Raw genomic sequence first — 25,476 nt, forward strand, 5'->3', positions numbered from 1 at the left:
TTCAAACTAGTTTGTTTTGCGATGAACAAATAATATTACAGATTACAAACAACTGTCAACAAATTTTATTTATAAAAACTTTGATTTTGTCAAAACTTGGGTTGGAAATTTCTCGGGAAATATGGAAAATTGTCGATTTAATGCTGATCAAACTGATTGGGATTGTAAAATATTATCAATTCACAAAAATAACATATACTTTATAAAATTCGATTGAAAAGTATGATAAATGTTAATTAAGAGCGAGCGGGAAATCATTCGTTTTTGGCAACTAAATGAGCTGAGATGGTTTTATCTTTTAAAGTATTACTAAGAAGTAGCCCATGCAAGACCAAAGCATAGGGGCTATTTCTTTTTTGTAGCGTTAATAATACTAACTACTAATTGGATCAATGCAATGACAAAGGTCATTGCGATGATAATTTCTTTGTATTTAACAAAAAGTTCATGCGCTCAAAGTATATCTAAAGAATCATATGATATAATAAACATATATTAAAAAAGAACGAGTGCTATAGCACTCATTCTAGGTAATTGAATAAGCTGAGATGGTTTTATCTAGTTATATCATAAGAAGTAGCCCATGCCCGGTCAAAGCATAGGGGCTATTTCTTTTTTGTAGCGTTAATAATACTAACTACTAATTGAATCAATGCAACGACAAAGGTCATTGCGATGAAGATTAGAGTAAGTATTTCAAGTGTTTGCATTGGCATCACCACCTTTCTACAAAAATGCGTAGAAAAGAAGATAAAACCAATTCCCCTATGCTATTCAATTGCCTAGTTTTATTATAATAAAATAACTATAATCAAACTGTAGTTGTAATTATAAAATTTAAACAATTTCATGAAGTTTTAGAATGATTACAATTCTGTTCGGTTGGTAAAAATTGAACAGAGTGTTGAAATATTAATATCTTAAAAATTATTGTATGATAGGATTGTAGTTTTTTTAGAGCGAAATCTGTGGATATAGATAAATTAAAGTAGGAGAGTAGAATGAGAAAATTTAAGAAAGTTTATATAGAAATTACAAATATTTGTAATTTAAAGTGTAATTTTTGTCCGAGCCCAACGTTGGAGAGACCGTTAAAGTTTTTGGACGAGAAAGCATTTACTCATGTTGTAAATTCGGTTAAACCTTATACGGATCATATATATTTTCACTTGATGGGTGAGCCGTTTTTAAATACAAAACTCGGTAGATTTTTGGATATTAGTCACGAAAATGGTTTGAAGGTTAACTTAACAACGAATGGTACGTTAATTAATAAAGTTAAGGACTTATTAATTGAATCTAAAGGTTTAAGACAAATCAATTTTTCACTTCATAGTTTTGAGGCGAATGATTTAACGAAGGATTTGCACGATTACGTTGAAAATATTACGAATTTCATTAATGAAGCGAATGAAAAAAGCGATATGATTTGTGCAATTAGGCTTTGGAATATGGATAGTGAAGAGTTAAGGGCAAGTAATTCATTGAATATTGATATATTAAATTTACTTGAAGAAAAACTAAACTTAGACTTTTCTTTAAGTGAGAGACTTCAGGAAACACATAATATTAAACTGCGCGATAAAATTTATTTAAATATGGCTGAAAAGTTCCAATGGCCTGATATGGGTAACGATATCATCGACGAAAATGTATTCTGCTATGGTTTAAGAGATCAAATCGGAGTATTAGTAGATGGAACGGTTGTACCATGTTGTTTAGATAGTGAAGGTAAGATTCCATTAGGGAATATTTATGAGTCATCACTAGAAGATATTTTAAATTCTGAACGTGCAAGAGCGATTTATGATGGTTTCTCAAGACGATGTGCAGTGGAAGAATTATGCAAAAGATGCGGTTATGCAAAACGGCATAAAAAGTAATTTTTGGTAAAAAGCGCTTTCTTTTTAAAAGAAAGTGCTTTCTTTTTAAAAAGCGAAAAAAAGCTATATTAATCCTCGGAATTTTATTGTAGTATAGTTTAGTCTGTTTAAAATTTTAGGAGGATTTACATCAATGAAAGACGTACAACAAATTAAAATAACTACTGCAGATCCATCTGCAATTGGTTTATTCGGTTTAGCGATGGTAACGCTTGTTGCCTCAACACAGAAATTAGGAATTACTGATGGTGTTTCATTAATTTTACCGTGGGCGATTTTTTTAGGTGCTATTGCACAATTATTTGCGAGTATCCAGGATTTTAAACATAATAATGTTTTTGGCGCAACTGCGTTTGGTGCATATGCTTTCTTTTGGTTAGCTGTTGGTACTACTTGGTTAATTCAATTAGGTGTTTTTGGAGAAGCATTAATGAAAGCAGCCGATGTTAAACAACTTGGTTTTGCTTTTGTAGGATATTTAATCTTTTCAATTTTTATGACAATCGGTGCAATGGAAACTCATAAAGTATTATTTATTATTTTTGTATTAATTGATTGTTTATTTATTGGATTATCATTAAGCACTTTAGGCTTTATGGAAGAAGCTACACATACTTTTGCTGCATATAGTGAATTAGGAATTGCAATTATGTCATTTTATGGATCGGCTGCAGCTGTATTAAATAGTCACTTTGGAAGAGAATTTTTACCTGTAGGGAAACCTTTTGGGATTTTTAAAGCAAAATAATTAATATCAAGTTTTCGGACTTTGACTATAAAAAAAACCTTTACCATTAGAGTAAAGGTTTTTTTTTATAAATATTTGTATTGTTTGGTTAGTAATGACAGATGATAATATCGTGCTTCTTATAAGGTAAAGATAGTTTGGACATTTAATTTGAAAGGTGGAAATTCGTTTGACAACACTATTGTATATCACAGCACATCCACACGATAAGTCTACTTCATATAGTATGGCGGTTGGTGATGCATTTATCGAGAGTTATAAAGCTGCACATCCTAATGACCAAGTAGTACATATTGACCTTTATAATGAAAAGATTCCTCATATTGATGCTGAAGTGTTTGCAGGTTGGGGAAAACTTCAATCTGGAGGATCTTTTGATACACTTTCTTCAGGTGAGCAATCAAAAGTAGGAAGATTAAATGAGATTGTAACCCAATTTGCTGAAGCAGATAAATATGTCTTTGTAACACCTTTATGGAACTTTTTATTCCCTCCAATTATGAAAAACTATATTGATGCGATTTGCGTTGCTGGTAAAACTTTTAAATATACTTCTAATGGCCCTCAAGGATTATTAGGTGGTAAAAAAGCCTTGCATATCCAGGCACGTGGTGGAGTTTATTCAGAAGGTCCAGCAGCAGGTCTTGAAATGGGACATCGCTATATTGGAGTGATTATGAGCTTCTTAGGTGTTCAAGATTTTAATGGAATCTTTGTAGAAGGTCAAAATCAATTCCCGGACCGAGCACAAGAAATTAAAGAGCAAGCAATTCAAAAAGCTAAAGAAACTGCAAAAGACTTTTAAATTGCAACAAAAAAACTCACACTATTGTGAGTTTTTTTTTGCGGAAATATGTTGTTTTTTTTTCATTCATTGTCATATTGCCAAATCGGTAAATAAATTCGGAATATGGATCCTTCGTTTTCCTTACTACTTACTTTAATTTTACCTTTAAATTTTTCAATGATATTAAAGCAGACGGTTAACCCAATTCCTGTGCCTCTTTCTTTTAGTGAGTAGAAGGGAGTGCCGAGCTTTTCAATGGTTTCTTGAGACATTCCAATTCCTGTGTCTATGATTTCAATTAGTGCATATTCATTTTCTGGTAAGAGATTGATCGTTATAAAACCGGCATCATGCATTGATTCGATTGCATTTTTCATCAAGTTAACGAGAACTTGTTTAAATTCAATCGGATTTATTTTCGTATGAAGTATTTGAGTTAAGTTTAAATGGAAACCGATGCATTGGCTATTTGCCATCGAGGCAAGTAAATCAGTTACATTTACTATTTCTTTATTTACTTCTACGACTTGTAGCGTTTCAGTTTGAGGTTTGGCTAGTGATAAATAATCATTAATAATAATTTGAGCGTATTCTAATTCTTTTAGCATCGTATCGACATAGTATTTTTCGTCTGGGCTCATTGTTTTTGTTTTTTGAAAAAGTTGTGCAAAACCTTTTACGACAGTAATTGGATTACGAATTTCATGTGCAATTGTTGCAGCTAGTTGACCAATCGAATTTAATTGTTTTGCTTGTTGTATTTCCTTGTAATTGGCTTCTAAAGCTATGACCTTCGTCTCTGTTTGTAAAAATACAAATAAGAGTATTAATTGAATTGATAGGAACTCCAATATATTGCCGACAGGGTCTAATGCTATATAAGAATATTTTTCTTTTAGATTGGTGAATGTGATTAGTAATACAAAAGTAGGACCAATTAGTATATTAAATGCCCAACCGATATAAAATGCTATTCGATTATATAAAAAGATCGTAAAAATTGGGATGATTGCTACAAAACTATACATTGTTGATGTGTCTGGGTACGTCCAAAATTTAATATACACATATAGTGAAGAAATGGTCGTAAATAATACTTTTGAAAATGTGTTATCTTTTTTAACAAAATTAAATAAGGCAAAAATAACAATGAACATTAAGATAACTTGAGTAATAAGTTCAAATGGATGATCCTTAAAAGTTAAAGGAGAAAGTGTAATTCCTACTAGTAATAAAGAAGTAAGTGAAGCCATAAAAAAAATATAAATTCGACGGCTCCTTTTGTTGTAGTACTCTGTATTTTTCATGATTCAATCTCCGTTCTGAAAAGAAACTCTCAATAATATTTTACACTTTTCAGAAAACTATTTATAGATAAATTATGACATTAATAAAAAAGAGACCAAAAAATGTTTTTTGGTCTTTTCAATATGTATACAAAGTCCTATAAACTTGAGTTTCAGACTGATTGCAAGCGTTTGGCGGGCAGTCTGAATTAATTAGAAAATGAAACAGTAATCGTAACAATCTCAGAAGGGTTACCTGTTCGAATAGGAGGTCCCCAAGTTCCAAACCCTGATGAAACGACAAAGTGTGAGCGTTCTTTTTGTAAATAGCCCCAATCAACTTCATATAGTCGACGGGTAATTAAGTGATTTGGCATAAATTGGCCGCGATGCGTATGGCCAGACACTTGTAAGTCTACGCCTAATTGAGTTGGAATTTCTAAATGATAGGGCTGATGATCAAGTAAGATAATTGGTTTTGTATGATCGATTTCTTCAAGTAGTTCATGTAAATCTAGACGCTTTTTACTTGCAAGATCTTTACGACCAACAATATAGAAATTGTGATCAACTAGTTCTTTCTCATCTAATAAAATATGAATACCAGCATCCTTTAAATGCTCTACAAGTAAATCTAAATGTCCACCGTAATAATCATGATTACCAGGGACCGCGTATGTTCCAATTTTTGGCTTTAACTTTTTCAATGTTTGGATCATATTTTCCTCAACAAAAGGAGTAATATCTTCATCAATAATATCCCCAGCAATTAAGACTAAATCAGGAGCAAGCTTATTAATCTTTTCAACAAGAAACTCTAATCTTTTATTCGTGACTAATGTACTTAAATGTAAATCCGAAACTAGTACAATTGATAGTTCTTTATACTTTTCATTTGTTTTTTCAACATTGATGTCATAATGAACAATCTGTGTGTCTAGTGCACTTTTTCTACCTTTTGCGATAAGGATTGTGACACATAATATAACGATTGTTCCAAGTATTACAGTTAGACTTCTTGTTTTGAAAGAGGTAAATTCTTTTAAAATTAGTCCAATCAAATCAGCAACGATGACAAAGAAAATTAAATAATAAAAGATGGCTAACCAGTATGCTCCAATTTTATGGATCGGTTTAAAGAATGAAGTAGGAAGCTTACTCTTTAAAACTCTTGAAAGAATGTACGCAAAAGTTATTAACAGAAATACGATCCAATAGATTGTTTTTATTGTTGGATTCGTCCACCTACTTAGCAATGCATTAATATAAATCCATCCATTAAGACCTATGTAAAAATTAATTAAGAAAAAGAAAATCATAACGAAAATAATATTTAAGACTATTCTTTTATTCATAGTGATCCCTTTCATACGGTAGTGGTAAGGTACTTCTAGTATAAATGTTTAAACTTATAAACGCACCTAATTCACTGTCTAAAAAAGTGAAAAATAGCATAAAAATATTAATCGACAGAAAATCAAAAATGGTGTTATTTGGTAGGGGAAAATAAAGGATTTTTGGAAGTTTTGTCGTATTATTTTTAGGATAATATTATTTCGAAAATTTCGAATCTAGTGAGGATAAAAACGTGTTAATCGAAAAACTTTTGCTACATGTTTTAATCATATTAAGTCCAATATTAATATACAGTATTATCTTTGAAAGGCATGGCTATAAAGATAAAATTTATCTTTTTGGTATGTTTCAGGCTGTAGCAGGTTTTTTTTGCATGGCCTTTCCATATCCAGCATATGGATTGTTTTGGGATTTAAGATATATTCCACTAACAATTGCGTTTCTTTATTGCGGCTATCGCTGGGGAATCGTGACTTTTTTAGCAATCTTATTAGCTAGAATAATTTTAGGTGGAGACGCTATTATTTTTGGTATGATCAGTATTACCTTATCCTCACTAGGGTCTTTAATTTTATATAAATGGTTTTGGACATTTAAGCCTAAACAGAGAATACTTGCAACAGCTCTTATTAGCTTATGGCCAGCTTTAGTTCAACTAGGAATCTTATTTACTTTTTTATTCGTAAATAAGATTAGTTTTAAAAGCGATTACAGACTATTTGGGTTAGTTCTGATCTTTATTGTAATAGAGTTAGTCGCAATTACTTTAGGAGCAAAACTGATTGAAACACTAATTGAAAACAAAATACTGCATAAAGAAATCCAAAGAGCTGAGAAACTTAATACGCTAAGTGAAATGGCAGCTTCTATTGCCCATGAAGTTAGGAATCCACTTACAGTTGTTAAAGGTTTCCTACAATTAATGCAAGAAAGCAAAGACAATCAATCGATGGAATATTTGCCACTAGTATTAAGCGAATTAGGTAGAGCAGAAGGAATCATTAATGATTATCTAAACTTTGCTAAACCACAATTTGAAAAAGTGGAAACGTTTAGTTTAAAGCAATGCGTTTCAGATGTAGTCACCTTATTAGTACCTTTAGCATTAAAGCAAAATGTTAAATTAAAAGGTGATACAGAAGTTGAAACATTTATAAATACAGATAAAAACCAATTTAAACAAGCATTAATAAACCTAATTAAAAACGCAATTGAGGCAACTAGCTCGGGTGGATTTGTACATACGAAGCTCCACGAGGAAAAAGATAAAACGGTCATTACGATTAGAGATAATGGAAAAGGAATGACGAAAGAACAGCTTTCACGTATTGGTACACTTTTCTATTCAACTAAAGAAAAGGGAACTGGAGTCGGAACAACTGTATCTGTTCGAATCATTGAAGCAATGAATGGAACAATCACTTTCGAGAGTAGCGTTGATGACGGAACAAAAGTAACGATTAAACTACCAAAAGTTGAGCCTAAGGATCCTATAGTGAATGAATAATTATTTAGCCTTGAATGGGAAATGAAAAAACGCTTAGAGTTTAGACTAAGCGTTTCTATTAATGTGAGTGGTGTCTATAATATTATTTCTTTCTAGCAAAACAAACTGTCCAACAATCTTTTTCAATAATAGAAGATTGATGCTGAAGCTTATTAGCGATGAATGTTACTAATTGGTTTAGCTCTTCATCAGTGAGTTCATGAAGAATTGATCGGCCAGTTCTAAGTAATAAATCACTCTGAAGTGATTCTAGGTTAGTATAGGTACGTCTTGTTTCCCAAAGTTTTACTGTGTTTTCTATATGAAATCCAGCTGACTCTAATGCAGAGTGCATTTCTTGTATATCATATCTTCTAGCTATCTCTTTAGTTTTCAATTTTGGGTATAGGTCAAAAAAATAACCCCGTATATGGCTTTCGTCTCCAGGAAGTAAACAATCTTCTGGTGTCCGATCTTGTACGATTAATAATCCATTCTTTTTTAGTAAACGATTTGCCTCATTGAAACAGACATTTAAATTATCTAAATGATGTATTAAAGCTCTTTCTAATATTACATCATAATTTGAAGATGGAAGTTTAGTATCATATGCATCTCCTTTACTAAAAGAAATGTTACTGTAGTCTTTACAATTTTCAGCAGCACCTTTAAGCATTTCCTCTGAAAAATCTACCGCCGTAACGTGGTTTACTTTTAACTTAGTGAGAGCTTTCGAGTAGATCCCTCCGCCACAACCAATATCAACGGCGTCTTTTCCAAACAAATCAATATTATCCCTCATTAACTGAAACCAAGATTGATCAGCCTCTCTAGTTGTATAAGTATTATTATTTTGTGCATCGTGGAAGTTGATTGCCATATGATTACCTCCCTAAAATTTGATTCAGTTGCGTCTATATTATTAGTATAGACGATGATATTACACTGAATAATATCAATAAGTTATTGGTAATAATAAGATATTTTTATTAAAAAAAGCTTCAGAAAAAAAGGAGTGATGAAAATGGAAGGTACAATAGAAAGATTTGAAAGCTTAAGAACTGAACTAATTAATCATTATGAAGCATCAAAAGGAAGTATCTTTGGACATAAAGGATTAAAAATACAAGGTAAAGTTTTTGTGTTCTATAATGAGCCCAATATTGTTGTAAAGCTAAAGCCAGAAGATGTTGCAGCAGCTTTAATAATAAACGGAGCAAAAAACTTTGACCCAATGGGTGGGAAACCTATGAGAGAATGGGTTGAAATTCCATATGGGGATCAACAGTGGTTTGATTATGCAATAAAAGGAATGACATACGTTAAAAGTTTACTAAAAAATTAATAACGTTTGTTATAAACTATGGGTAGAAATTTAAACATTTCTATCGCTTTAATTTTAAGGGAGAATGATATAGTGAATAATCGTAAAGTAGCAGTTTCTTGGAGTGGTGGGAAGGATTGTTGTTTAGCATTAGATTTGCTAATTAAAAATAAATATGAAGTGGCATGTCTAGTATCAATGGTATCGAAAAAGGATGAAAGGAATCATGCGCACGGGACTCAGCTTAAATTTTTACAAATGCAAGCAGATGCAATTGGGATTCCACTTGTCATGATTGACTCAGCAGGTAAATATGAGGAATCAATGATTAATGGACTAAAAACAATAAAAGAGCAATTTGATCTTTCTGCGATTGCATTTGGTACTTTATATGTCGAGGAAGATCGACAATGGAATGAACTAGTTGCAACTAAGACAGGACTTGAACCACTTTTCCCAGTATGGATTGAGAAAAGTGAAACTACTAATTTACTAGACCAATGGCTTGCGACTGGATACGATGCAATTATTTGTAGGGCAAGGGAGAATATTTTTGATTCTACGATCGTAGGTAAGAGCCTAAATAAAGATTTAAAGGAACTATTCATTAGCAAGGAAATCTGTTTAATGGGCGAAAGTGGAGAATATCATACATTTGTCATTGATGGACCATTATTCAAAGAACGCTTAAATATAATAGAAGCAGAGACCATTCTTAATAGTGGATTATGGTCTTTAAATATTAAAGAAATACAAACAATTATTAAATAGATTACTACTGGTTTTTATATATGTAGAGTAGAACAGGAAAAACTGGGGGCGTAAAAAAATCTGAAACTGCAAATAAAAGTGGTAAAAGTGCAAATAAAAATCAAGAAACTGCAATTAAAAATGACAAAACCGCAAATAAACGCCAGTCAATGGACTTAATCAACATCAATTTACTAGATTCGAATTATGCCAAACAAAAACAAGCTAAAATTACTTAAATACAATTAATTTAGGTGACTTTAGCTTGTTTTTAGTTTTCAATCAATTGTAGTTAAGTACCAATCAGCATAACGCTTAATACCTTCACTAATTGATACTTTAGGTTCATAGTTTAAATCACTTTTGATTTTTTCTATATTTAGTGTATAGTCATAGCTTAAGAAATTGGCAATATGCTTAGAAACTTTAGGTGGTTTGTTAGTAATCCTCGCAATTATTTCCGAATTCAACGCGATAAATGACAGTAGATTTGGCGAGATATTTTTTGTATTCAACTCTTTATTTAAGTCAAAGAAGAGTTGTTTAAGTACGTCAATTAAATAAATGGGCTGGTCATTTGTAAGATTGTAGTATTCACCATTTAAGGCATTATCTGCATTCATACAAGCTATGATCATATCAACAACATTATCGATATAAGTAAAATCCATTAGAACTTGTCCTTTATGAACTAATGGAATTCCTCCATTTTCATTAATCTGTATAAATCTCCCGAAAATCGTATGATCGAAAGGACCAAAAATTTGTCTAGGTCTTAATGAGATTGCAGGTAGCCCTTTTTCAATTGCATCTTCAATAATTAAATCTGCCATATGCTTTGTTTTAGCATAGTAATTAGAGTGTTTTGATGGCAGCGGATCACTTTCTTTAACATTTTTGCGACTCTCACTAGTAAAGTACACACTCGGCGTCGAAATATTAATAAACTTTTTTAAATCTGCTGAAAGTGAAGCTTTAACAATATTCCTTGTCCCTTCAACATTTGTTTTCTCAAATTCAGAAAAATGTCCAAAAGGTGCTGCAAGTGCAGCACAATGGATCACATAGTCTACATTCTTTATATTTTCTTCTAATAAGACAGAGTCATTCAAATCTCCTTTTACAAAGGTGACATTTTCCATCTTGTTAAAAAATTTAGCTTCTTCCTCATTTCGTCCAAAGGCTAAAACGGAGTAGCCCATTTCACTTAATCTTTTTGTAGTATGTTTTCCTAAAAAACCTGTGGCACCACTTATGAAAACATTCATTATTCCACCCCGAAAAGAAATTATTGTCGCTCAAAGTTTATGAATCTCGTACCTTGGAAAGTTAGTTTTCCAGTATCATTTTCTACTAATTGACCATAAATGAACCCATCAATTTGAAATTCAATTCTGTCTCCAGATTCGACCTCAAGTGTAACATAATAATGTGTAGAGGAATGAGCGAACTGATTCGTATTAGCACGCTGAATATAATCTATTCTTTTAGTAACTATTTTTGCCGGGACAATTAACTTTGGTTGTTTATTATTATAATTCCATTGCTTTAAACCTTTTATTAGTGCAAAAAATATACCTGCAAAAACGAACACGAAAATGATTGGAAATACGAACGCGATAATTTTAAAAATATCAAAACCTGCATCAAACCCTGACATCATTAAGACCTCCTTTAAATGTATTGTAAGGCTCTCACTTCTTAATCCTCTTTAAGTAGGACTATATATATAGTTTATTAAATTTTCTGAAAGTAATAAACTTATTTCTTTCAACTAGCAAATAAATTGTAGTTGTAATGTAAACATTAAAATATTTTAGTGAAATTTATTTCTTTTATTATTTAGATATAATTCTAAAAAAGATCTAATTAGTAAAAAAATGTAAAAAAATTACTATTAATAATCTAATAGAACTACTATCCAAGAACCTTTAAATTAAGGTAGTTATCCTGTTATTTTACTTATACGAACATTAATTGTGACAGAATAAAAAACTAAGTAAAAAATCCTCCCGTTTTAGTAAATTTTAATTGAATAATTATTGACCGATAATATCCATGAGAGTAGGATACTCTTAATAGAACTCTTTTATCTCTTTATAGTGTTCCTTTGCCAAGGTACTAGTGTTTAAAACTAGTAGGGTGATTAGTGCTAGTAAGCTTGTTATCTTCTAATGGTAAGAATTGAAATAAGGCTAGCGAGGAGATATAGGGTTAGATGATTTAATTTTTGGGTTAAATCTATGTCTATCTGACTGAATAGCGGGTAGGGATCATCATGGAAAATTAGTTATAGGAGTGATTAGGAAATGAATGTTAAAGATTTAATATCGGTTTACAATCAGTATTACAGTCATTCTAATTTACGCGTTTTTTTTGTATCAGGCCATACTGACGAAATCGAAGAAATCACGGACTTTGATGCAAATGATCAACATACTTCACAACCATTTGGCATTTATGTGATTTTGTCTAGAACAGAGACGCAATTAATTAAATTAGTATCCTTAAACTTTGAAGATTTAGGAATCATTGAAATTTCTTTAAATGATTTAGGTGACGAAATAAAGCATGACTGGGCTAGCTACTTAAAGAAAGTGATTAGTTATTTAAAACAAGCAGGGTATCGTATTAATAGGGGGATGGATATACTAATTTACAGTAATCTTCCAAATGAAGTAGGGCTATCCTCAACCAAATCAGTTGAAGCTTTAACGGATACAATGTTAAAAACTTTATACGAATAGAATCAAGAAACCACATCTATGATTTCAACAATTAAAAAACAGCTAAGTTTACTCCAGAAAAATTAAATTCTCCTCTTGTAAATTATAATATTTCAAATTTGCATAAATAAAACTTAATTATCCAATCTTGATTTAAGGAAAATAAAATATGTAAAAAATTCTCCATATTTAATAGATAATCATACAACCTTCAACTGTTAAAATTAAAGTAATAGTTTCGAAAACAATTCAGATTGGAAGGTTACGAGGAGAGTTGTAATGACTACAATTAAAGAAATTGCCGAAAAAGCAGGGGTATCGATTGCTACTGTATCAAGAGTGCTTAATTATGACCCGGCACTATCAGTAACTGACGATACAAAACAAAGAATTTTTGAAACAGCAGAAAAGCTTTCATATAGGAAAAAATCAAAAGTAAAAAAGAATATCGCTAAAATCGCACTTGTTAAAGGTGACAATGGCCATGAAGAATTAAGTGATCTCTTTTATATGCTAATTCGTTTTGGAATTGAAAATAAGTGTGAACAACATTCTCTGCACATTTCTACTTTTTTTCGTGGAAATGAAAAGGGGATGTTAGATGAGCAAATACTTGGTGTGATTGCATTAGGTAAGTTTGACAATCAACAAATTAGCTCATTGAAAAAAGTATCAAAAAATATAGTTTTTGTTGATTTTTCACCAGATGAAGAGCAATATGATTCTGTTGTTACAGATTATGAGAATGCTATTATTAAAGTTTTAGATCATTTTATCTCACATGGACATCAAAAAATCGGATATATTGGTGGACGCGAGTATGATAAGAAGCAAGGTCAAAAAATGAATTCTCGAGTGAAAACATATAAAAACTATTTAGAGGAAAAGGGACTCTTTCGAAAAGAGAATCTGTACTTAAGTGAATTTACAGCTGAAGCCGGGTTTAATTTAATGAACAAGGCAATTCGAGAACAAGGTGGTGAATTACCAACAGCATTTTTAATTGGTTGTGATACGATGGCTGTCGGATGTCTAAGAGCACTTCATGAAGCGAAAATATCAGTGCCAGAGCGTGTAAATTTAATCGGGATGAATGATTTTGTGTTTTCAAAATATCTTTTTCCTAGTTTAAGTACCTTGAAGGTATACACTGAAATAATGGGTGAATCTGCAGTGGATTTATTAATGGAAAGACTTTTAGGTAGGAAAGTAGCCAAAAAAGTGATTGTTCCTACGACGTTAAAGATTCGTCAAAGTAGCCTGTAATGCAGATATTTGCGAAATTTGTAAGATAATTGCTAAAAATTAAATATTTTACTTTTAATCTTAACTCTTTTTAGTATAATTAAAAATTAAAAGGAGTGGGAACGTGAAGGTTGGGTATTTAGGTCCTGAGGCGACTTTTACACATGTTGCTGTACGGTCTGTTTTTAAGAATGATGAACATATTGCTTATTCTAGTATTCCAGTTTGTATGGATAATGTTGCTGAAGGTGAAGTTGATTTAGTCGTCGTACCAATAGAGAATTCAGTTGAAGGATCTGTGACTACAACTATTGATTATCTTGTACATGAACAGCCATTAAAAATGGTTGGTGAAATTATTATACCGATTAGACAACATTTATTGATGGCAAAAGGACAAGTACATCGAGTAAAGGATATTGAGGTGATCTATTCTCATTCTCATGCGTTAGCTCAGTGTCACACATTTTTGCATAATCAATATAAATATACAAAGTTAGAACCAGTTACTTCTACTAGTGCTGCAGCTAAAATGGTTAGTGAGCAATCTAATGAATGTATAGCTGCGATCGCTAATGAATTTGCTGCAAAGAAATATGGATTAGAAATTGTTGCTTCAGATATTCACTCTAACTCGTATAACCACACGAGATTTGTTGTTTTACAAAGACAAGATGCTGAATTAGAAACAAGTTATTTTCAATCTAAACATACTAAAGCAACTCTAGTTATTAACATGCCAGAGAATCATGCTGGTGCGCTTCACCAAGTGCTTTCTGCATTTGCATGGAGACAGATTGACCTTTCAAAAATTGAGTCCCGCCCGACGAAAACTGGATTAGGAAATTACTTCTTCATTGTTGATGTTGAGATGGGCTATGATGACGTATTATTACCTGGAGTAAAGCAAGAATTGGAAGCTTTAGGCTTTTCAGTAGATGTTGTAGGAAGTTATTCAACAATATCACTATAAAAAAAGAGAAGGATTACAATCCTTCTCTTTTATATTTTTTATTTTTACATTAATAATAGTAATAAGGTGGTGGACAATAGTATCCTGGCGGGCAATATGAATAGTAAGGATAGCCATAGCCATAACCATAACCATAAAATGGGAAAAATGGGAAAAATGGACGGAAAAACGGACGGAAAAATGGACGTCCAAAGCCAAATCCAAACCCAGGTCTACCAAAGCCAAATCCAGGTCTACCAAATCCTCCACCGAATCCTCCGTGGAAGCCTCCAAATCCTCCGTGTCCAAAGCCACCTCCACCAAATCCATGCGGACGATACTCATGTTCATTCGACATATAAAAAACCTCCTTTACTTATGAGTCTTACATAATCAAAATATGCAGGACAAAAGTGGAAGGTTTGGGCATATTGTATTTTAAACGTACTTGAAACTTAAAATTCGTTACTATTAATTTTTAACTTAATCATTTAATAAATTAAACTTGCGAATTCGGTATTGTAGGTTCTGTCTACTGATGCCTAGTTTTTTTGCAGCCTGTGTAATATTGCCGTTATGCTCATTTAAAACATTTATAATATACTGTTTTTCATTATTTAATAAAGTATTTTTCAAATTTGATTTGTCATCTGTTAATTCCGATTGATTTATTTTAATTTCTCTATTTTTTTGAGCAGTCGGTGCTACGCTTATAATCCTATTTTCATTAAAGAATCTTGATGGTAAATGTGTAGTCGATATAATTGTTTCATCTTCTATTAAGTTCATTGCACCTTCAATCATATGTTCAAGTTCACGTATATTACCTGGCCAGTTATGTTTCAGGAAGAAATTTGCTACATTTTCATCTAAATTAGTTACCCGATGGCCGAAAAGACGATTATATTTTTGAATGAAGAAGTTTGCTAACAGCAATATATCTTCGAAGCGTTCACGAAGTGGTGGTAGAAATAATGAAACGACACTTAGACGGTAATATAAGTCTTTACGTAAATGATTATTCGCAATTGCTTCAATAGGGTCTTCATTTATCGTAGCGATAATTCGGACATCTAATTCTTTTTCGTTAATCTCACCAATTCTTCTAACTTTACGCTCTTGAATAACTCTTAAAAGTTTAGCCTGTAAATTTGGGCTAAGCGAGTTAATTTCATCTAATAATAATGTTCCACCATTTGCTTCTTCAAATAATCCAGGCTTATCAATTGCCCCAGTAAATGCTCCTTTTTTTGTCCCAAAAAGAATGCTTTCAATTAAGGATTCTGGAAGTGCGGCGCAATTTTGAGAAATGAAGGGCTTTGTTGCTCTTTTGCTAGCATTATGAATACTTTGAGCGAATAGTTCTTTACCTGTTCCGGTTTCTCCTACAATTAAAACGGATGATGAAGTTTTGGCAGATCTTTTTGCATCTTCAATTATGCTTTTAAATGCCCCAGATGTTCCGATTAATTGTTCAAATGTATAACGCGTATTTCGATTTTGGAGAATGCCTTCCTGCACAGATTGCTTTAATTCCGTCACGTCGCGAACCATTTCAATTGCTCCAATAATTTTATTTTCTTTCATTATTGGGTAAGTATCATTAATCGTCGTAACTTCTTTTCCTTTATTATTAAAATAAGATTGTTTAATGTTTTTTCGTACTTTACCTTTTTGGAGGGCTTCAAGTAAGGTGCTCGATTGGTTTTTTTGAAACGTGAAGACATCTAAAAGATTTTTATGTAAGACATCCTCTTCATTCATCATTTCGATTTCCATCATTTTGCGGTTATACACCATTGTATTTGCATCTTGATCAACTACATGTATACCGATATCTATTTCTTCTAATATTAATTGTAACAATTCATCAACAGCTAAATAGTTTTGCTTATCATTTTTCATATAATTCTCTCTTTTCATTATAACAATAGAAAAAATTTGCACTTCTAACTATTTTTGGTAAGATAAAAAGGCAGTTTTTTTCCGAATGTGCTAATTTTCTTTGTTAATCGTTTTTTTGCTGCAAATATTCTATGCATATTTTAATTAATTTTGCGCCTGAATGCAAAAATATTTTGCAGTAAATTGAAAACGGTATCATGCTTAATGATGAATAACGCTGAGAATAAGTACATTTTGTGAATTTAAATTTATTTAACATGTTTGGCACGGAAATTGCTTATTCTTTTAGTAAGAAACTAAATATTAATCAATAATATTGGGGGAACTCAAATGACAACTAATTCTCAAAAGATCATTGACCAAACAAATCAATATGGCGCAAATAACTATCATCCACTTCCAGTAGTAATTTCTAAAGCTGAAGGTATTTGGGTTACAGACCCTGAGGGTAACAGATATTTAGATATGTTAAGCGCATATTCTTCTGTAAACCAAGGACATCGTCATCCAAAAATTATTCAAGCTTTAAAAGATCAAGCTGACAAAGTTACATTAACTTCTCGTGCTTTCTATAGTGAAAACATGGGTGAGTGGTTTGAAAAGGTAGCAAAAGTTACTAACAAAGATATGATTTTACCTATGAACACTGGTGCTGAAGCTGTTGAGACAGCTATTAAAGCTGCTAGAAGATGGGCTTATGATGTTAAGGGTGTAGAAGAAAACCAAGCAGAAATTATTGCTTGTGTTGGAAACTTCCACGGTCGTACGATGGCTGCAGTTTCTTTATCATCAGAAAAAGATTATCAACGTGGATTTGGACCATTCTTACCAGGAATTAAGTTAATTCCTTATGGCGATATTGAAGCATTAAAAGCTGCAATTACACCAAATACTGCTGCATTCTTAATCGAACCAATCCAAGGTGAAGCTGGAATTAATATCCCTAGAGAAGGATTCTTACCTGAAGTAGCTGAAGTTTGTAAAAAAGAAAACGTATTATTTATTGCAGATGAAATTCAAACAGGTTTATGTAGAACTGGTAAAACTTTTGCATGTGATTGGGATGGAGTAATTCCTGACATGTACATTTTAGGTAAAGCACTTGGTGGCGGAGTATTCCCAATTTCATGTGTTGCTGCAAATCGTTCAATCTTAGGCGTATTTGAGCCAGGTTCTCACGGATCTACATTTGGTGGAAATCCATTAGCTTGTGCAGTTTCTGTAGCTGCTCTAGAAGTTCTTGAAGAAGAGAAGTTAGCTGAGCGTTCTAATGAGCTTGGAAACTACTTTATGGAAAAATTAAAAGAAATCGACCATCCTCATATTAAAGAAGTTAGAGGACGTGGATTATTTATTGGTGTTGAACTTCATGTACCAGCACGTGTTTATTGTGAAGCATTAAAGAAACAAGGTTTATTATGTAAAGAAACACATGATACAGTAATTCGTTTTGCACCACCATTAATTATTTCAAAAGAAGATTTAGACTGGTCAATTCAACAAATTAACGAAGTATTTAGCCAATATAAAGCAACTGTATAAATGGAGCGATAAAAATGACAACTACAATCCCACAAAATGAAGTACAAAACAAAATCAAAGAAGAAGGAAGAGAATTAATTGAGTCTACTCAAGAAGTAATCTCAGAAGCTCTTCATAAACTTGGTTATTCAAAAGAACTTTATGAGTTATTAAAAGAACCATTACGTTTTTTAACAGTTCAAATTCCGGTAAGAATGGATGATGGCTCAGTGAAAATTTTCACTGGCTATCGTTCACAACATAATGACGCTGTAGGTCCAACAAAGGGTGGAATTCGTTTCCATCCTGAGGTTAATGAGGATGAAGTAAAAGCTTTATCAATGTGGATGAGCTTAAAATGCGGTATCGTTGATTTACCATACGGTGGGGGAAAAGGCGGTATCATTTGTGATCCAAGAAAAATGTCAATTTATGAGTTAGAGCGTTTAAGTAGAGGATATGTTCGTGCGATTAGCCAAATCGTTGGACCAACAAAGGATATTCCTGCTCCAGACGTATACACTAACCCACAAATTATGGCTTGGATGATGGATGAATATAGTAGAATTCAAGAATTTGATTCTCCTGGATTTATAACTGGTAAACCTCTAGTATTAGGTGGATCAGAAGGGCGTGAAACAGCTACAGCTCAAGGTGTTACAATTTGTATCGAAGAGGCTGCTAAACGTAAGGGAATCGATTTAAAGGGTGCTAGTGTCATTGTTCAAGGATTTGGAAATGCGGGTAGCTTCTTAGCGAAGTTCATGGTAGAAGCAGGTGCAAAGGTAGTCGGTATTTCTGATGCACTTGGCGCATTATACGATCCAGACGGTTTAGATATTCATAGCTTACTAGAAAAAAGAGATAGCTTCGGAACAGTAACTAACTTATTTACTGATGTTATTTCGAATAAAGAATTACTTGAAAAACCTTGTGATATTTTAGTTCCAGCTGCAATTTCAAATCAAATTACAATTGAAAATGCTCACAATATCCAAGCATCAATCGTAGTTGAAGCTGCAAATGGTCCTACTACTCTAGAAGCTACTAAAATATTAACAGAGCGCGGAATTTTATTAGTTCCAGACGTACTAGCAAGTGCTGGTGGAGTTTCTGTTTCTTATTTTGAGTGGGTTCAAAATAACCAAGGTTACTACTGGTCTGATGAAGAAGTTGCTCAAAAACTTCGTGAAAAAATGGTACGTTCATTTGATAGTGTTTACCAAACTTCAGTTAATCGCAAAGTAAATATGAGATTAGCAGCATATATGGTTGGTATTCGTAAAATGGCGGAAGCATCTCGTTTCCGTGGATGGGTTTAATAGACTAATAGGTTTGCTCCAGATGGAAATTTCATCTGGAGCACTTATATTTGTATTGACAGATAATAAAATCTATTTTTATAATTAAGTATTATTCCAATACAATGATTTGTATACGTTTTCATTTATTATCTGAAAATTTAGTCTTAAAATATGTTTATTTAAAGCTCTTTGGTGTTCGTTATGGGATTCGGGGGAGTCTGCATTCTGTTATATCAGAATATTTTAACTTATACGCACAATTTACATCTAGAGGAGGGACTTTCATGAAACAACAAGAACAGGGGTTAAAGAAAGAGCTTAAAAGCAGACACTTGTTCATGATTGCTCTTGGGGGAGTAATTGGGACAGGTTTGTTTATGGGATCAGGCTATACTATTAGTGAAGCTGGCCCAGGTGGAGCATTATTAGCCTACTTAGTAGGTGGAATCGTAATGTATTTAACAATGCTCTGTTTAGGAGAATTAGCAGTTAATTTACCAGATGCTGGTTCTTATCAAACTTATGCAACTAAATATATCTCACCAGCGTCAGGCTATGTAGTTGGATGGATGGCATGGTTAAACTGGTCGGTAACAATCGGTTTAGAGTTAATTACAGTGAGTATGTTAATGAAGAGATGGTTTCCAGATGTACCGACTTGGATCTGGTGTGTAGTATTTGGGGTAATATTATTCGCAATAAACGCACTTTCAACTAAGAGTTTTGCTGAAGTTGAATTTTGGTTTGCAAGTATTAAAGTAGTAACAATTGTTTTATTTATTATTTTAGGTGGAGCAGTAATGTTTGGCATTGTGCCAGTAGAAGGGTCAAAAGCTCCAATGCTTTCAAACTTTACAGACCACGGTGGACTTTTCCCAAAAGGCTTTTTAGCAATTTGCATAACAATGGTTGCAGTTAACTTCTCATTCCAGGGAAGTGAATTAGTTGGGATTGCAGCTGGTGAAAGTGAAGATCCAGCAAAAGCAGTACCTAAAGCAATTAATAACACTGTATGGCGAATTCTAGTATTCTTTATTTTATCAATATTTGTTTTAGCAGGCTTATTCCCTTGGGAGAAAGCTGGTTTAGTAGATAGTCCATTCGTAGTAGTATTTGATAACATCGGTATTCCATATGCGGCAGATATTATGAACTTTGTTATTATTACAGCAGTTCTATCAGTTGCTAACTCAGGTTTATACGCAACATCTCGTATGATGTATTCAATGGCTCAAAAAGGAATGGTTAGTTCGAAATTAGGAAAACTAACTAAAAGAGGTGTACCTTTAAACGCTTTAACTTTTAGTATGTTTTTTGGATGTTTATCTCTATTAAGTGGTATTTACGCAGAAGACACGGTTTATCTATGGTTACTATCAATTGCAGGGTTTGGCTGTTTATTTGTTTGGGCAAGCATTGCATTATCAAATCTTTTAGGTAGAAAGAAATACCTTGCAGAAGGTGGAAAATTAGAGGATTTAAAATACAAAACGCCTCTTTATCCAATCGTTCCAATCGTTGCTTTAGTTTTAAATGTGGCTGTAATTATTAGCCTTGCATTTATCCCAGACCAACGTATTGCATTGTACTGTGGAATTCCATTTATGATTGCATGTTTAATCTATTATCATTTCTCTGCTAAGCATAAGATTGAAAAACACGAGCAAGAAGTGAATAAAAAAGTAAGTTAATAATTGTTTTGAGAATGTCTCAAAAATTTGTGGAAACTCGCTAGTAAGTTATTACTAGCGAGTTTTTACGCTGTTGAAAAACTACCTTGTCAATTAATTATCAAATTTTCGTAATAGGAGTAGAGTGATGTTGATTTCCATTACGGGATGCTCGCTTTCCATGGGGCGAGATTCTTTAGCCTCCTCGGCAAGCCTGCGGGGTCTCAGCCTTCCCGCTAATCCCATAGGAGTCGAGCACCCTCCATTCCAATCAACTTATTTATCAAAAAGAAGTCTGCAATAAAACCTAACTCGCTAGTAATTTACTACTAGCGAGTTTTTTGTTTTCTTAAATTGTGTTTATGTTGTTAATCACGTTTTGCAAAAATTGAGGGAAGCTCACAACTTTATCAACAATGTCCACAGTTCGTTCATGCTTGTTAAGATTGAATCTACTTATTTCAGCCCACAGAAACAAACTTTATATCGTTCCCACAAATTTTACGAGTAAAAATTACTGCTTTATTAACAAAGTTCACAATTTTATCAACAGTGTGCATATTTTTGTAAATATTTTTTTGATTTTGCAGGGGAGAGCGACTAGTTATCCACTGTTTTGGTGATCGTATTACTGTTTTTAAGTGATTCTGCATTAAATATCAACAAATGTTCGCAAGTTCTTGTTAATAACCTTTTTTAGAAAGGAATGGGGGAGTTACTTATCCACATTTTACTGTTATGGCTATATTTTCTTTAGAATCAGATATGGGTTATACACATAAAAAAAGAACTGTCCCAAAAGTACATTGACTTAAGGGACAGCTACATTTTTACAGCTTATTTATTTTTTTCAGACTCTTTACTTGTTACAGTGATGTCTTGTAAGTGACCTTGGAAGCCTTGACCAGCTGTTAAGTCGTAACCTTTAACACGCTTATTAACTCCATCTAAACCGAAGCGGAATAGGGTAGGGATAACTGGCACTTCGTCATTTACAAGCTCTTGCCATTTATCGTATACATCTTGACGGTATTTTTCATCAAATGCTTTTGCTGAAATACCTTCTTTTAATAGTTTATCATTGTCGTCATTTACCCAACGAACGTAGTTGAATGGTGCATTTTTCGACCAAATTCCAGATGGGTCTGGATCAGAACCTGTTCCCCAAGCTGCTGCGAAAATATCGATTTTTGGATTATCTTTTTCTACCATATCGTAGAATGAGTTGAACTCATGTAAACGTCCATCTAATAATTGAACATCTAAGCCAACTTCTTTCCAAGATTGTAAGTAGAATTGAGCTAATGGTTCAGCGATATCGCCACCACTCATAGAAGCGAAGTTGATTTTAAATGGTTTTCCATTTGGATCTTCACGTAAACCATCTCCAGTTACATCTTTGTAACCAGCATCGTCTAGTAATTTTTTAGCTTTTTCAGGATCATGAGTATATCCTTTTAATGCTTTATCAAAGTATTTAGGGAATGATGGTGGAATTACAGAAGTTGCAGGCACTCGTAATCCTTTGTATAATTTTTCCCCAACTGCTTTATTATCAAGGGCATAAGCCATTGCTTGACGTACACGCTTATCTTTGAATTTTGGATTATCCATTACGTTTACACCATTTTTCGCATCGTAATGGCCTAATTTAAATCCAATGTAAGAGTAAGCTAACTCAGTTTTACCGATTAATGAAATATTTTTTAATTTTTTAGCTTGATCATATTGGTCAGCTGAAACTGAAGCGATATCGATATCTCCGTTAGCTAGAGAAGATGTAGCAATAGTTGGGTTAACAACTTTTAAAAGTACACCGTCAAGTTTTGGAGCACCGTTCCAGTAATCTTTATTCGCTTCAAACTCTACAGCTTCACCTGGAGTGATCTTTTTAATTTTAAATGGTCCAAAGCCGATAGGCGCTTTACGAATTTGATCTGATGATGCTAATTTATCAATTGGAACATTGCCTAAGTATTTTTTAGGTAGTGGGTTAGTCCATAAGCCAGTAAGTACAGATGGGTTAGCTTCTTTAAATGTAATTGAAATTGTTTTAGGATCAATTACTTTAACACCGGAAATATTTTTTGCCTTTCCGTTATGGTAATCTTCCATACCTTCAATCATAGACATTTGTGAGTCATAACGCACACCTGTATATTTTTGATTACCAATTACAAGATAAGCATATTCTAAATCCTCTGCTGTAACTGGATCACCATTAGTCCAATTTACATTATCGCGAATTTTTAATGTGATTGTCTTTTTGTCGTCGCTTAATTTATATGTAGCAGCACCATCTTGGTCATAAATATAGTTTTCATCTGTTGAAAGAAGTGCTTCATCAAAGAATTGAAGAACTTGAGAGTCTGGATCGCCTTCATAGAAAACTGTATTTAAGATACCTTCAAATGGCGTATCTGAAACTAAACCATATTTTAAAATGCCACCTGAAACTGATTTTTTGTTATTTGTTACTTTAATAGGAAAAGCAGCTTGATCGACTTGTTTAGTAGTAGTCGTAGTCTTCGTGTCGCCGCCTTTACATGCTGAAAGAATCATCATAGATACTGCCATTGCGCTTAATACTTTAGTAAAGCTTTTTGCATTTTTCATATTTCCACTCTCCTTAATTTTTAATTATCCTCTTCTTTGTCTAGCATCAGCTGCACGCTTTAGCGCTTCACCGATGAAATTTATACTCAGCATGAGCACTAAAATCATGCACGATGCAGGTAACCATATCCACAGCTTATTTTGTAAAACATCAGGATTTGTTGCATAACTAACTAGTGTTCCTAAACTTGGTGTACTTTCTGGTAAACCAAATCCAAGGAAGGTTAGAGCAGACTCGATTCCAATATTTCCTGCTAGGTTTAAAGTGAATGCAACAATAATTAATGAGCTTACATTTGGTAAAACATGCGAGATAATGATTTTCCAATTCGGCGTGCCAATTGCTTTAGCTGCTGCCACATAATCTAATTCGCTCTCTGATAAAACTTTTGAACGAATTAACCTTGCTTTACCTGTCCATAAAAACAGGCTCATAATAAGGACAAAATTTATGATAGAGAATGTAGGTACAACTGTTACGAATACAATAATTAACATTAATGTTGGTAAGGATAAGAAAAAGTCGATAATACGCATAACGACACTGTCTACCCAACCACCGAAATAACCAGCTATTAAACCTAATACTAGGCCCAGTAGATTTGTAATAATTGTGATAAAAAATCCAATTGTAAAAGAATTTTTAGTCCCAATTATTAGTTGTCCAAATATATCGCGTCCACCATAGTCAGTACCTAACCAATGAGTAGAGGAAGGTGGCTGATAAATTGATAGAAAGTCGACTTTAACAATTTGATTTTGATCTAGAATAAGCGAAGTACCATACACACCTAATATTATTAGGCCAAGCATGATAAGAGAACCTAAAGCTAATTTATCTCGTCTAAATTCTGTCCAAATGACACTAAATCCAGATGGGCTTTTTCGCTGTTCTTCAATATGAGTTTGATTTTCGATTTTTAATTCCATAAATTTCACCTACCCTATTCAATCCGTATACGTGGATCTACGATGCTTAGAATGATATCTGAGATTAATGTGCCGAAAAGTGTTGCAAGACATGTCATTAAAACAAGTGCATTTACAACGGTAAAATCGCGTAACATTACGGATTTAACGAACAGTTGCCCAATTCCAGGATATCCGAAAATTGACTCTAAAATTACTGAACCTGCTATTAGACCGGTAATCTCATAACCTAAAAATGCAGCGATTGGTAAGAATGAATTTCGTAAAATATGTCTAGAATAAACCTTTGCTTCGGGAACACCTTTCGATCTAGCTGTTCTTACAAAATCTTTTACTTTTGTATCAATAATCTCACTACGTAAATATTGGGAAATTCCAACAGTTGAAATAAGTGCACCCGATAAAGTTGGTAAAACAAGATGATCTAATTTGCTTACGTAATAAGCAAAAGTTCCATTAGCAATCTGAGGGTCTACGCTACCGCCCGTAGGAAAAAGATCAAAATAAAATCCAAAAACAAACAGCATAACAAGTGCAAAAATAAATACAGGGGTAGCAAAACCTAAATAGTTATACCCGGTTATCAGCTTATCCGCCCAGGTGTCGTTATAACGTCCACTAATAATACCAAGTGGAATTGCCAGTAAATAAGTCACAATAAACACGCAGAAGGCAAGTAATACAGTATTTCCAATACGGTCACCAATTACATCAACTACATTGATTTTGTGTGTATAGGAAACACCAAAATCTCCTTTTGCAACATTTTTAATCCAATGATAATACTGAACATATGCAGGATCATTTAAACCCATTTCTTCACGAATTTTTTCAATTTCCTGTGGATTAGCTTTTGGGTTAATCGATCGTCCAGTTAATGCATCACCTGGCATTGCTTTAGCGAGTGCAAAGATTACTATACTCAGGATTAGAAGCTGAGGAATCATAATGAGTATACGGCGAATGATAAATTTCAACATATTCGTT

23 protein-coding genes are annotated in these 25,476 nt (G+C 33.0%); 12 read left to right on the forward strand and 11 right to left on the reverse strand.

The genetic code is table 11. The annotated features are described in order from the left end of the window. Nucleotides 1-605: 605 nt before the first annotated feature. Entirely contained in the window at nucleotides 606-710 is a 105-nt protein-coding gene (locus AN960_RS25480) for a putative holin-like toxin (protein ID WP_483295410.1), read from the reverse strand. Nucleotides 711-1,001: 291 nt separating this feature from the next. On the opposite strand from AN960_RS25480, the gene AN960_RS21830 reads away from it, so the two are divergent. The 3 genes from AN960_RS21830 (at nucleotide 1,002) to AN960_RS21840 (ending at nucleotide 3,436) form a co-directional block, all read left to right on the forward strand. Beyond that, nucleotides 1,002-1,883 carry a radical SAM/SPASM domain-containing protein gene (locus AN960_RS21830; RefSeq protein WP_056476326.1) on the forward strand — a complete coding sequence of 294 codons (882 nt, stop codon included), beginning with the start codon at nucleotides 1,002-1,004 and terminating at the stop codon, nucleotides 1,881-1,883. A 133-nt stretch (nucleotides 1,884-2,016) separates the two neighbouring features. Beyond that, a complete protein-coding gene (locus AN960_RS21835) occupies nucleotides 2,017-2,631 on the forward strand; it encodes an acetate uptake transporter (protein ID WP_056476328.1) in 615 nt (204 codons plus the stop codon). A 169-nt stretch (nucleotides 2,632-2,800) separates the two neighbouring features. Continuing rightward, nucleotides 2,801-3,436 (forward strand): FMN-dependent NADH-azoreductase, encoded by a 636-nt coding sequence (locus tag AN960_RS21840; RefSeq protein ID WP_056476331.1) that lies wholly within the window; start codon nucleotides 2,801-2,803, stop codon nucleotides 3,434-3,436. Nucleotides 3,437-3,498: 62 nt separating this feature from the next. Here the strand turns inward: AN960_RS21840 and AN960_RS21845 are convergent, their stop codons facing one another. Both AN960_RS21845 and AN960_RS21850 read right to left on the reverse strand, forming a co-directional pair. Further along, on the reverse strand, nucleotides 3,499-4,725 hold the full coding sequence (locus tag AN960_RS21845) for an ATP-binding protein (protein WP_056476334.1): 1,227 nt from the start codon (nucleotides 4,723-4,725) through the stop codon (nucleotides 3,499-3,501). 188 nt (nucleotides 4,726-4,913) lie between these two features. Continuing rightward, the gene (locus AN960_RS21850) at nucleotides 4,914-6,059 is read right to left on the reverse strand and encodes a metallophosphoesterase (protein WP_056476337.1); all 1,146 of its coding nucleotides are present in this window, start codon (nucleotides 6,057-6,059) and stop codon (nucleotides 4,914-4,916) included. A gap of 233 nt (nucleotides 6,060-6,292) precedes the next feature. Between AN960_RS21850 and AN960_RS21855 the strand changes: the two genes are divergently transcribed. Beyond that, nucleotides 6,293-7,567 carry an ATP-binding protein gene (locus tag AN960_RS21855; RefSeq protein WP_056476341.1) on the forward strand — a complete coding sequence of 425 codons (1,275 nt, stop codon included), beginning with the start codon at nucleotides 6,293-6,295 and terminating at the stop codon, nucleotides 7,565-7,567. 82 nt (nucleotides 7,568-7,649) lie between these two features. Here the strand turns inward: AN960_RS21855 and AN960_RS21860 are convergent, their stop codons facing one another. Then, nucleotides 7,650-8,426 (reverse strand): class I SAM-dependent methyltransferase, encoded by a 777-nt coding sequence (locus AN960_RS21860; protein ID WP_056476344.1) that lies wholly within the window; start codon nucleotides 8,424-8,426, stop codon nucleotides 7,650-7,652. A gap of 144 nt (nucleotides 8,427-8,570) precedes the next feature. On the opposite strand from AN960_RS21860, the gene AN960_RS21865 reads away from it, so the two are divergent. Further along, nucleotides 8,571-8,891: a hypothetical protein gene (locus AN960_RS21865; RefSeq protein WP_056476347.1), complete on the forward strand. Its 321-nt coding sequence runs from the start codon at nucleotides 8,571-8,573 to the stop codon at nucleotides 8,889-8,891. A gap of 72 nt (nucleotides 8,892-8,963) precedes the next feature. Then, complete coding sequence (locus AN960_RS21870; RefSeq protein ID WP_056476350.1) at nucleotides 8,964-9,641, forward strand: Dph6-related ATP pyrophosphatase; 678 nt, start codon at nucleotides 8,964-8,966, stop codon at nucleotides 9,639-9,641. 257 nt (nucleotides 9,642-9,898) lie between these two features. Here AN960_RS21870 and AN960_RS21875 read toward each other — a convergent pair whose 3' ends face one another. After that, complete coding sequence (locus tag AN960_RS21875) at nucleotides 9,899-10,888, reverse strand: NAD-dependent epimerase/dehydratase family protein (RefSeq protein WP_056476353.1); 990 nt, start codon at nucleotides 10,886-10,888, stop codon at nucleotides 9,899-9,901. Between the two features lie 20 nt (nucleotides 10,889-10,908). Next, nucleotides 10,909-11,280 (reverse strand): DUF2500 domain-containing protein, encoded by a 372-nt coding sequence (locus AN960_RS21880; protein ID WP_353611590.1) that lies wholly within the window; start codon nucleotides 11,278-11,280, stop codon nucleotides 10,909-10,911. Nucleotides 11,281-11,929: 649 nt separating this feature from the next. On the opposite strand from AN960_RS21880, the gene AN960_RS21885 reads away from it, so the two are divergent. The 3 genes from AN960_RS21885 (at nucleotide 11,930) to pheA (ending at nucleotide 14,564) form a co-directional block, all read left to right on the forward strand. After that, the gene (locus tag AN960_RS21885; RefSeq protein ID WP_056476359.1) at nucleotides 11,930-12,367 is read left to right on the forward strand and encodes a galactokinase; all 438 of its coding nucleotides are present in this window, start codon (nucleotides 11,930-11,932) and stop codon (nucleotides 12,365-12,367) included. Between the two features lie 258 nt (nucleotides 12,368-12,625). Next, entirely contained in the window at nucleotides 12,626-13,612 is a 987-nt protein-coding gene (locus AN960_RS21890) for a LacI family DNA-binding transcriptional regulator (protein ID WP_056476363.1), read from the forward strand. 103 nt (nucleotides 13,613-13,715) lie between these two features. Beyond that, on the forward strand, nucleotides 13,716-14,564 hold the full coding sequence (pheA, locus tag AN960_RS21895) for a prephenate dehydratase (RefSeq protein WP_056476366.1): 849 nt from the start codon (nucleotides 13,716-13,718) through the stop codon (nucleotides 14,562-14,564). 49 nt (nucleotides 14,565-14,613) lie between these two features. Here pheA and AN960_RS21900 read toward each other — a convergent pair whose 3' ends face one another. Together AN960_RS21900 and AN960_RS21905 are read right to left on the reverse strand one after the other, a co-directional pair. Beyond that, nucleotides 14,614-14,901 (reverse strand): hypothetical protein, encoded by a 288-nt coding sequence (locus AN960_RS21900; RefSeq protein ID WP_056476369.1) that lies wholly within the window; start codon nucleotides 14,899-14,901, stop codon nucleotides 14,614-14,616. 125 nt (nucleotides 14,902-15,026) lie between these two features. Next, on the reverse strand, nucleotides 15,027-16,448 hold the full coding sequence (locus tag AN960_RS21905; protein WP_056476372.1) for a sigma-54 interaction domain-containing protein: 1,422 nt from the start codon (nucleotides 16,446-16,448) through the stop codon (nucleotides 15,027-15,029). 330 nt (nucleotides 16,449-16,778) lie between these two features. On the opposite strand from AN960_RS21905, the gene AN960_RS21910 reads away from it, so the two are divergent. From AN960_RS21910 to AN960_RS21920, 3 genes are all read left to right on the forward strand, one after another. Then, nucleotides 16,779-17,990 (forward strand): ornithine--oxo-acid transaminase, encoded by a 1,212-nt coding sequence (locus AN960_RS21910; RefSeq protein ID WP_056476375.1) that lies wholly within the window; start codon nucleotides 16,779-16,781, stop codon nucleotides 17,988-17,990. A gap of 14 nt (nucleotides 17,991-18,004) precedes the next feature. Next, a complete protein-coding gene (locus tag AN960_RS21915; protein ID WP_056476377.1) occupies nucleotides 18,005-19,291 on the forward strand; it encodes a Glu/Leu/Phe/Val family dehydrogenase in 1,287 nt (428 codons plus the stop codon). Nucleotides 19,292-19,557: 266 nt separating this feature from the next. Next, on the forward strand, nucleotides 19,558-20,964 hold the full coding sequence (locus AN960_RS21920; protein WP_056476380.1) for an amino acid permease: 1,407 nt from the start codon (nucleotides 19,558-19,560) through the stop codon (nucleotides 20,962-20,964). Between the two features lie 816 nt (nucleotides 20,965-21,780). Here AN960_RS21920 and opp4A read toward each other — a convergent pair. The 3 genes from opp4A to opp4B are packed head-to-tail and all read right to left on the reverse strand — an operon-like array spanning nucleotide 21,781 to nucleotide 25,469. Further along, nucleotides 21,781-23,559, reverse strand: a complete 1,779-nt coding sequence (opp4A, locus tag AN960_RS21925; protein WP_056476383.1) for an oligopeptide ABC transporter substrate-binding protein — start codon at nucleotides 23,557-23,559, stop codon at nucleotides 21,781-21,783. A 24-nt stretch (nucleotides 23,560-23,583) separates the two neighbouring features. Next, entirely contained in the window at nucleotides 23,584-24,489 is a 906-nt protein-coding gene (locus tag AN960_RS21930; RefSeq protein WP_056476386.1) for an ABC transporter permease, read from the reverse strand. Nucleotides 24,490-24,503: 14 nt separating this feature from the next. Further along, entirely contained in the window at nucleotides 24,504-25,469 is a 966-nt protein-coding gene (gene opp4B, locus AN960_RS21935; RefSeq protein WP_056476389.1) for an oligopeptide ABC transporter permease, read from the reverse strand. Nucleotides 25,470-25,476 lie beyond the last annotated feature (7 nt).

It is taken from the genome of Bacillus sp. FJAT-25509 (genome assembly GCF_001420605.1).
GTDB lineage: Bacteria > Bacillota > Bacilli > Bacillales > Bacillaceae_G > Gottfriedia.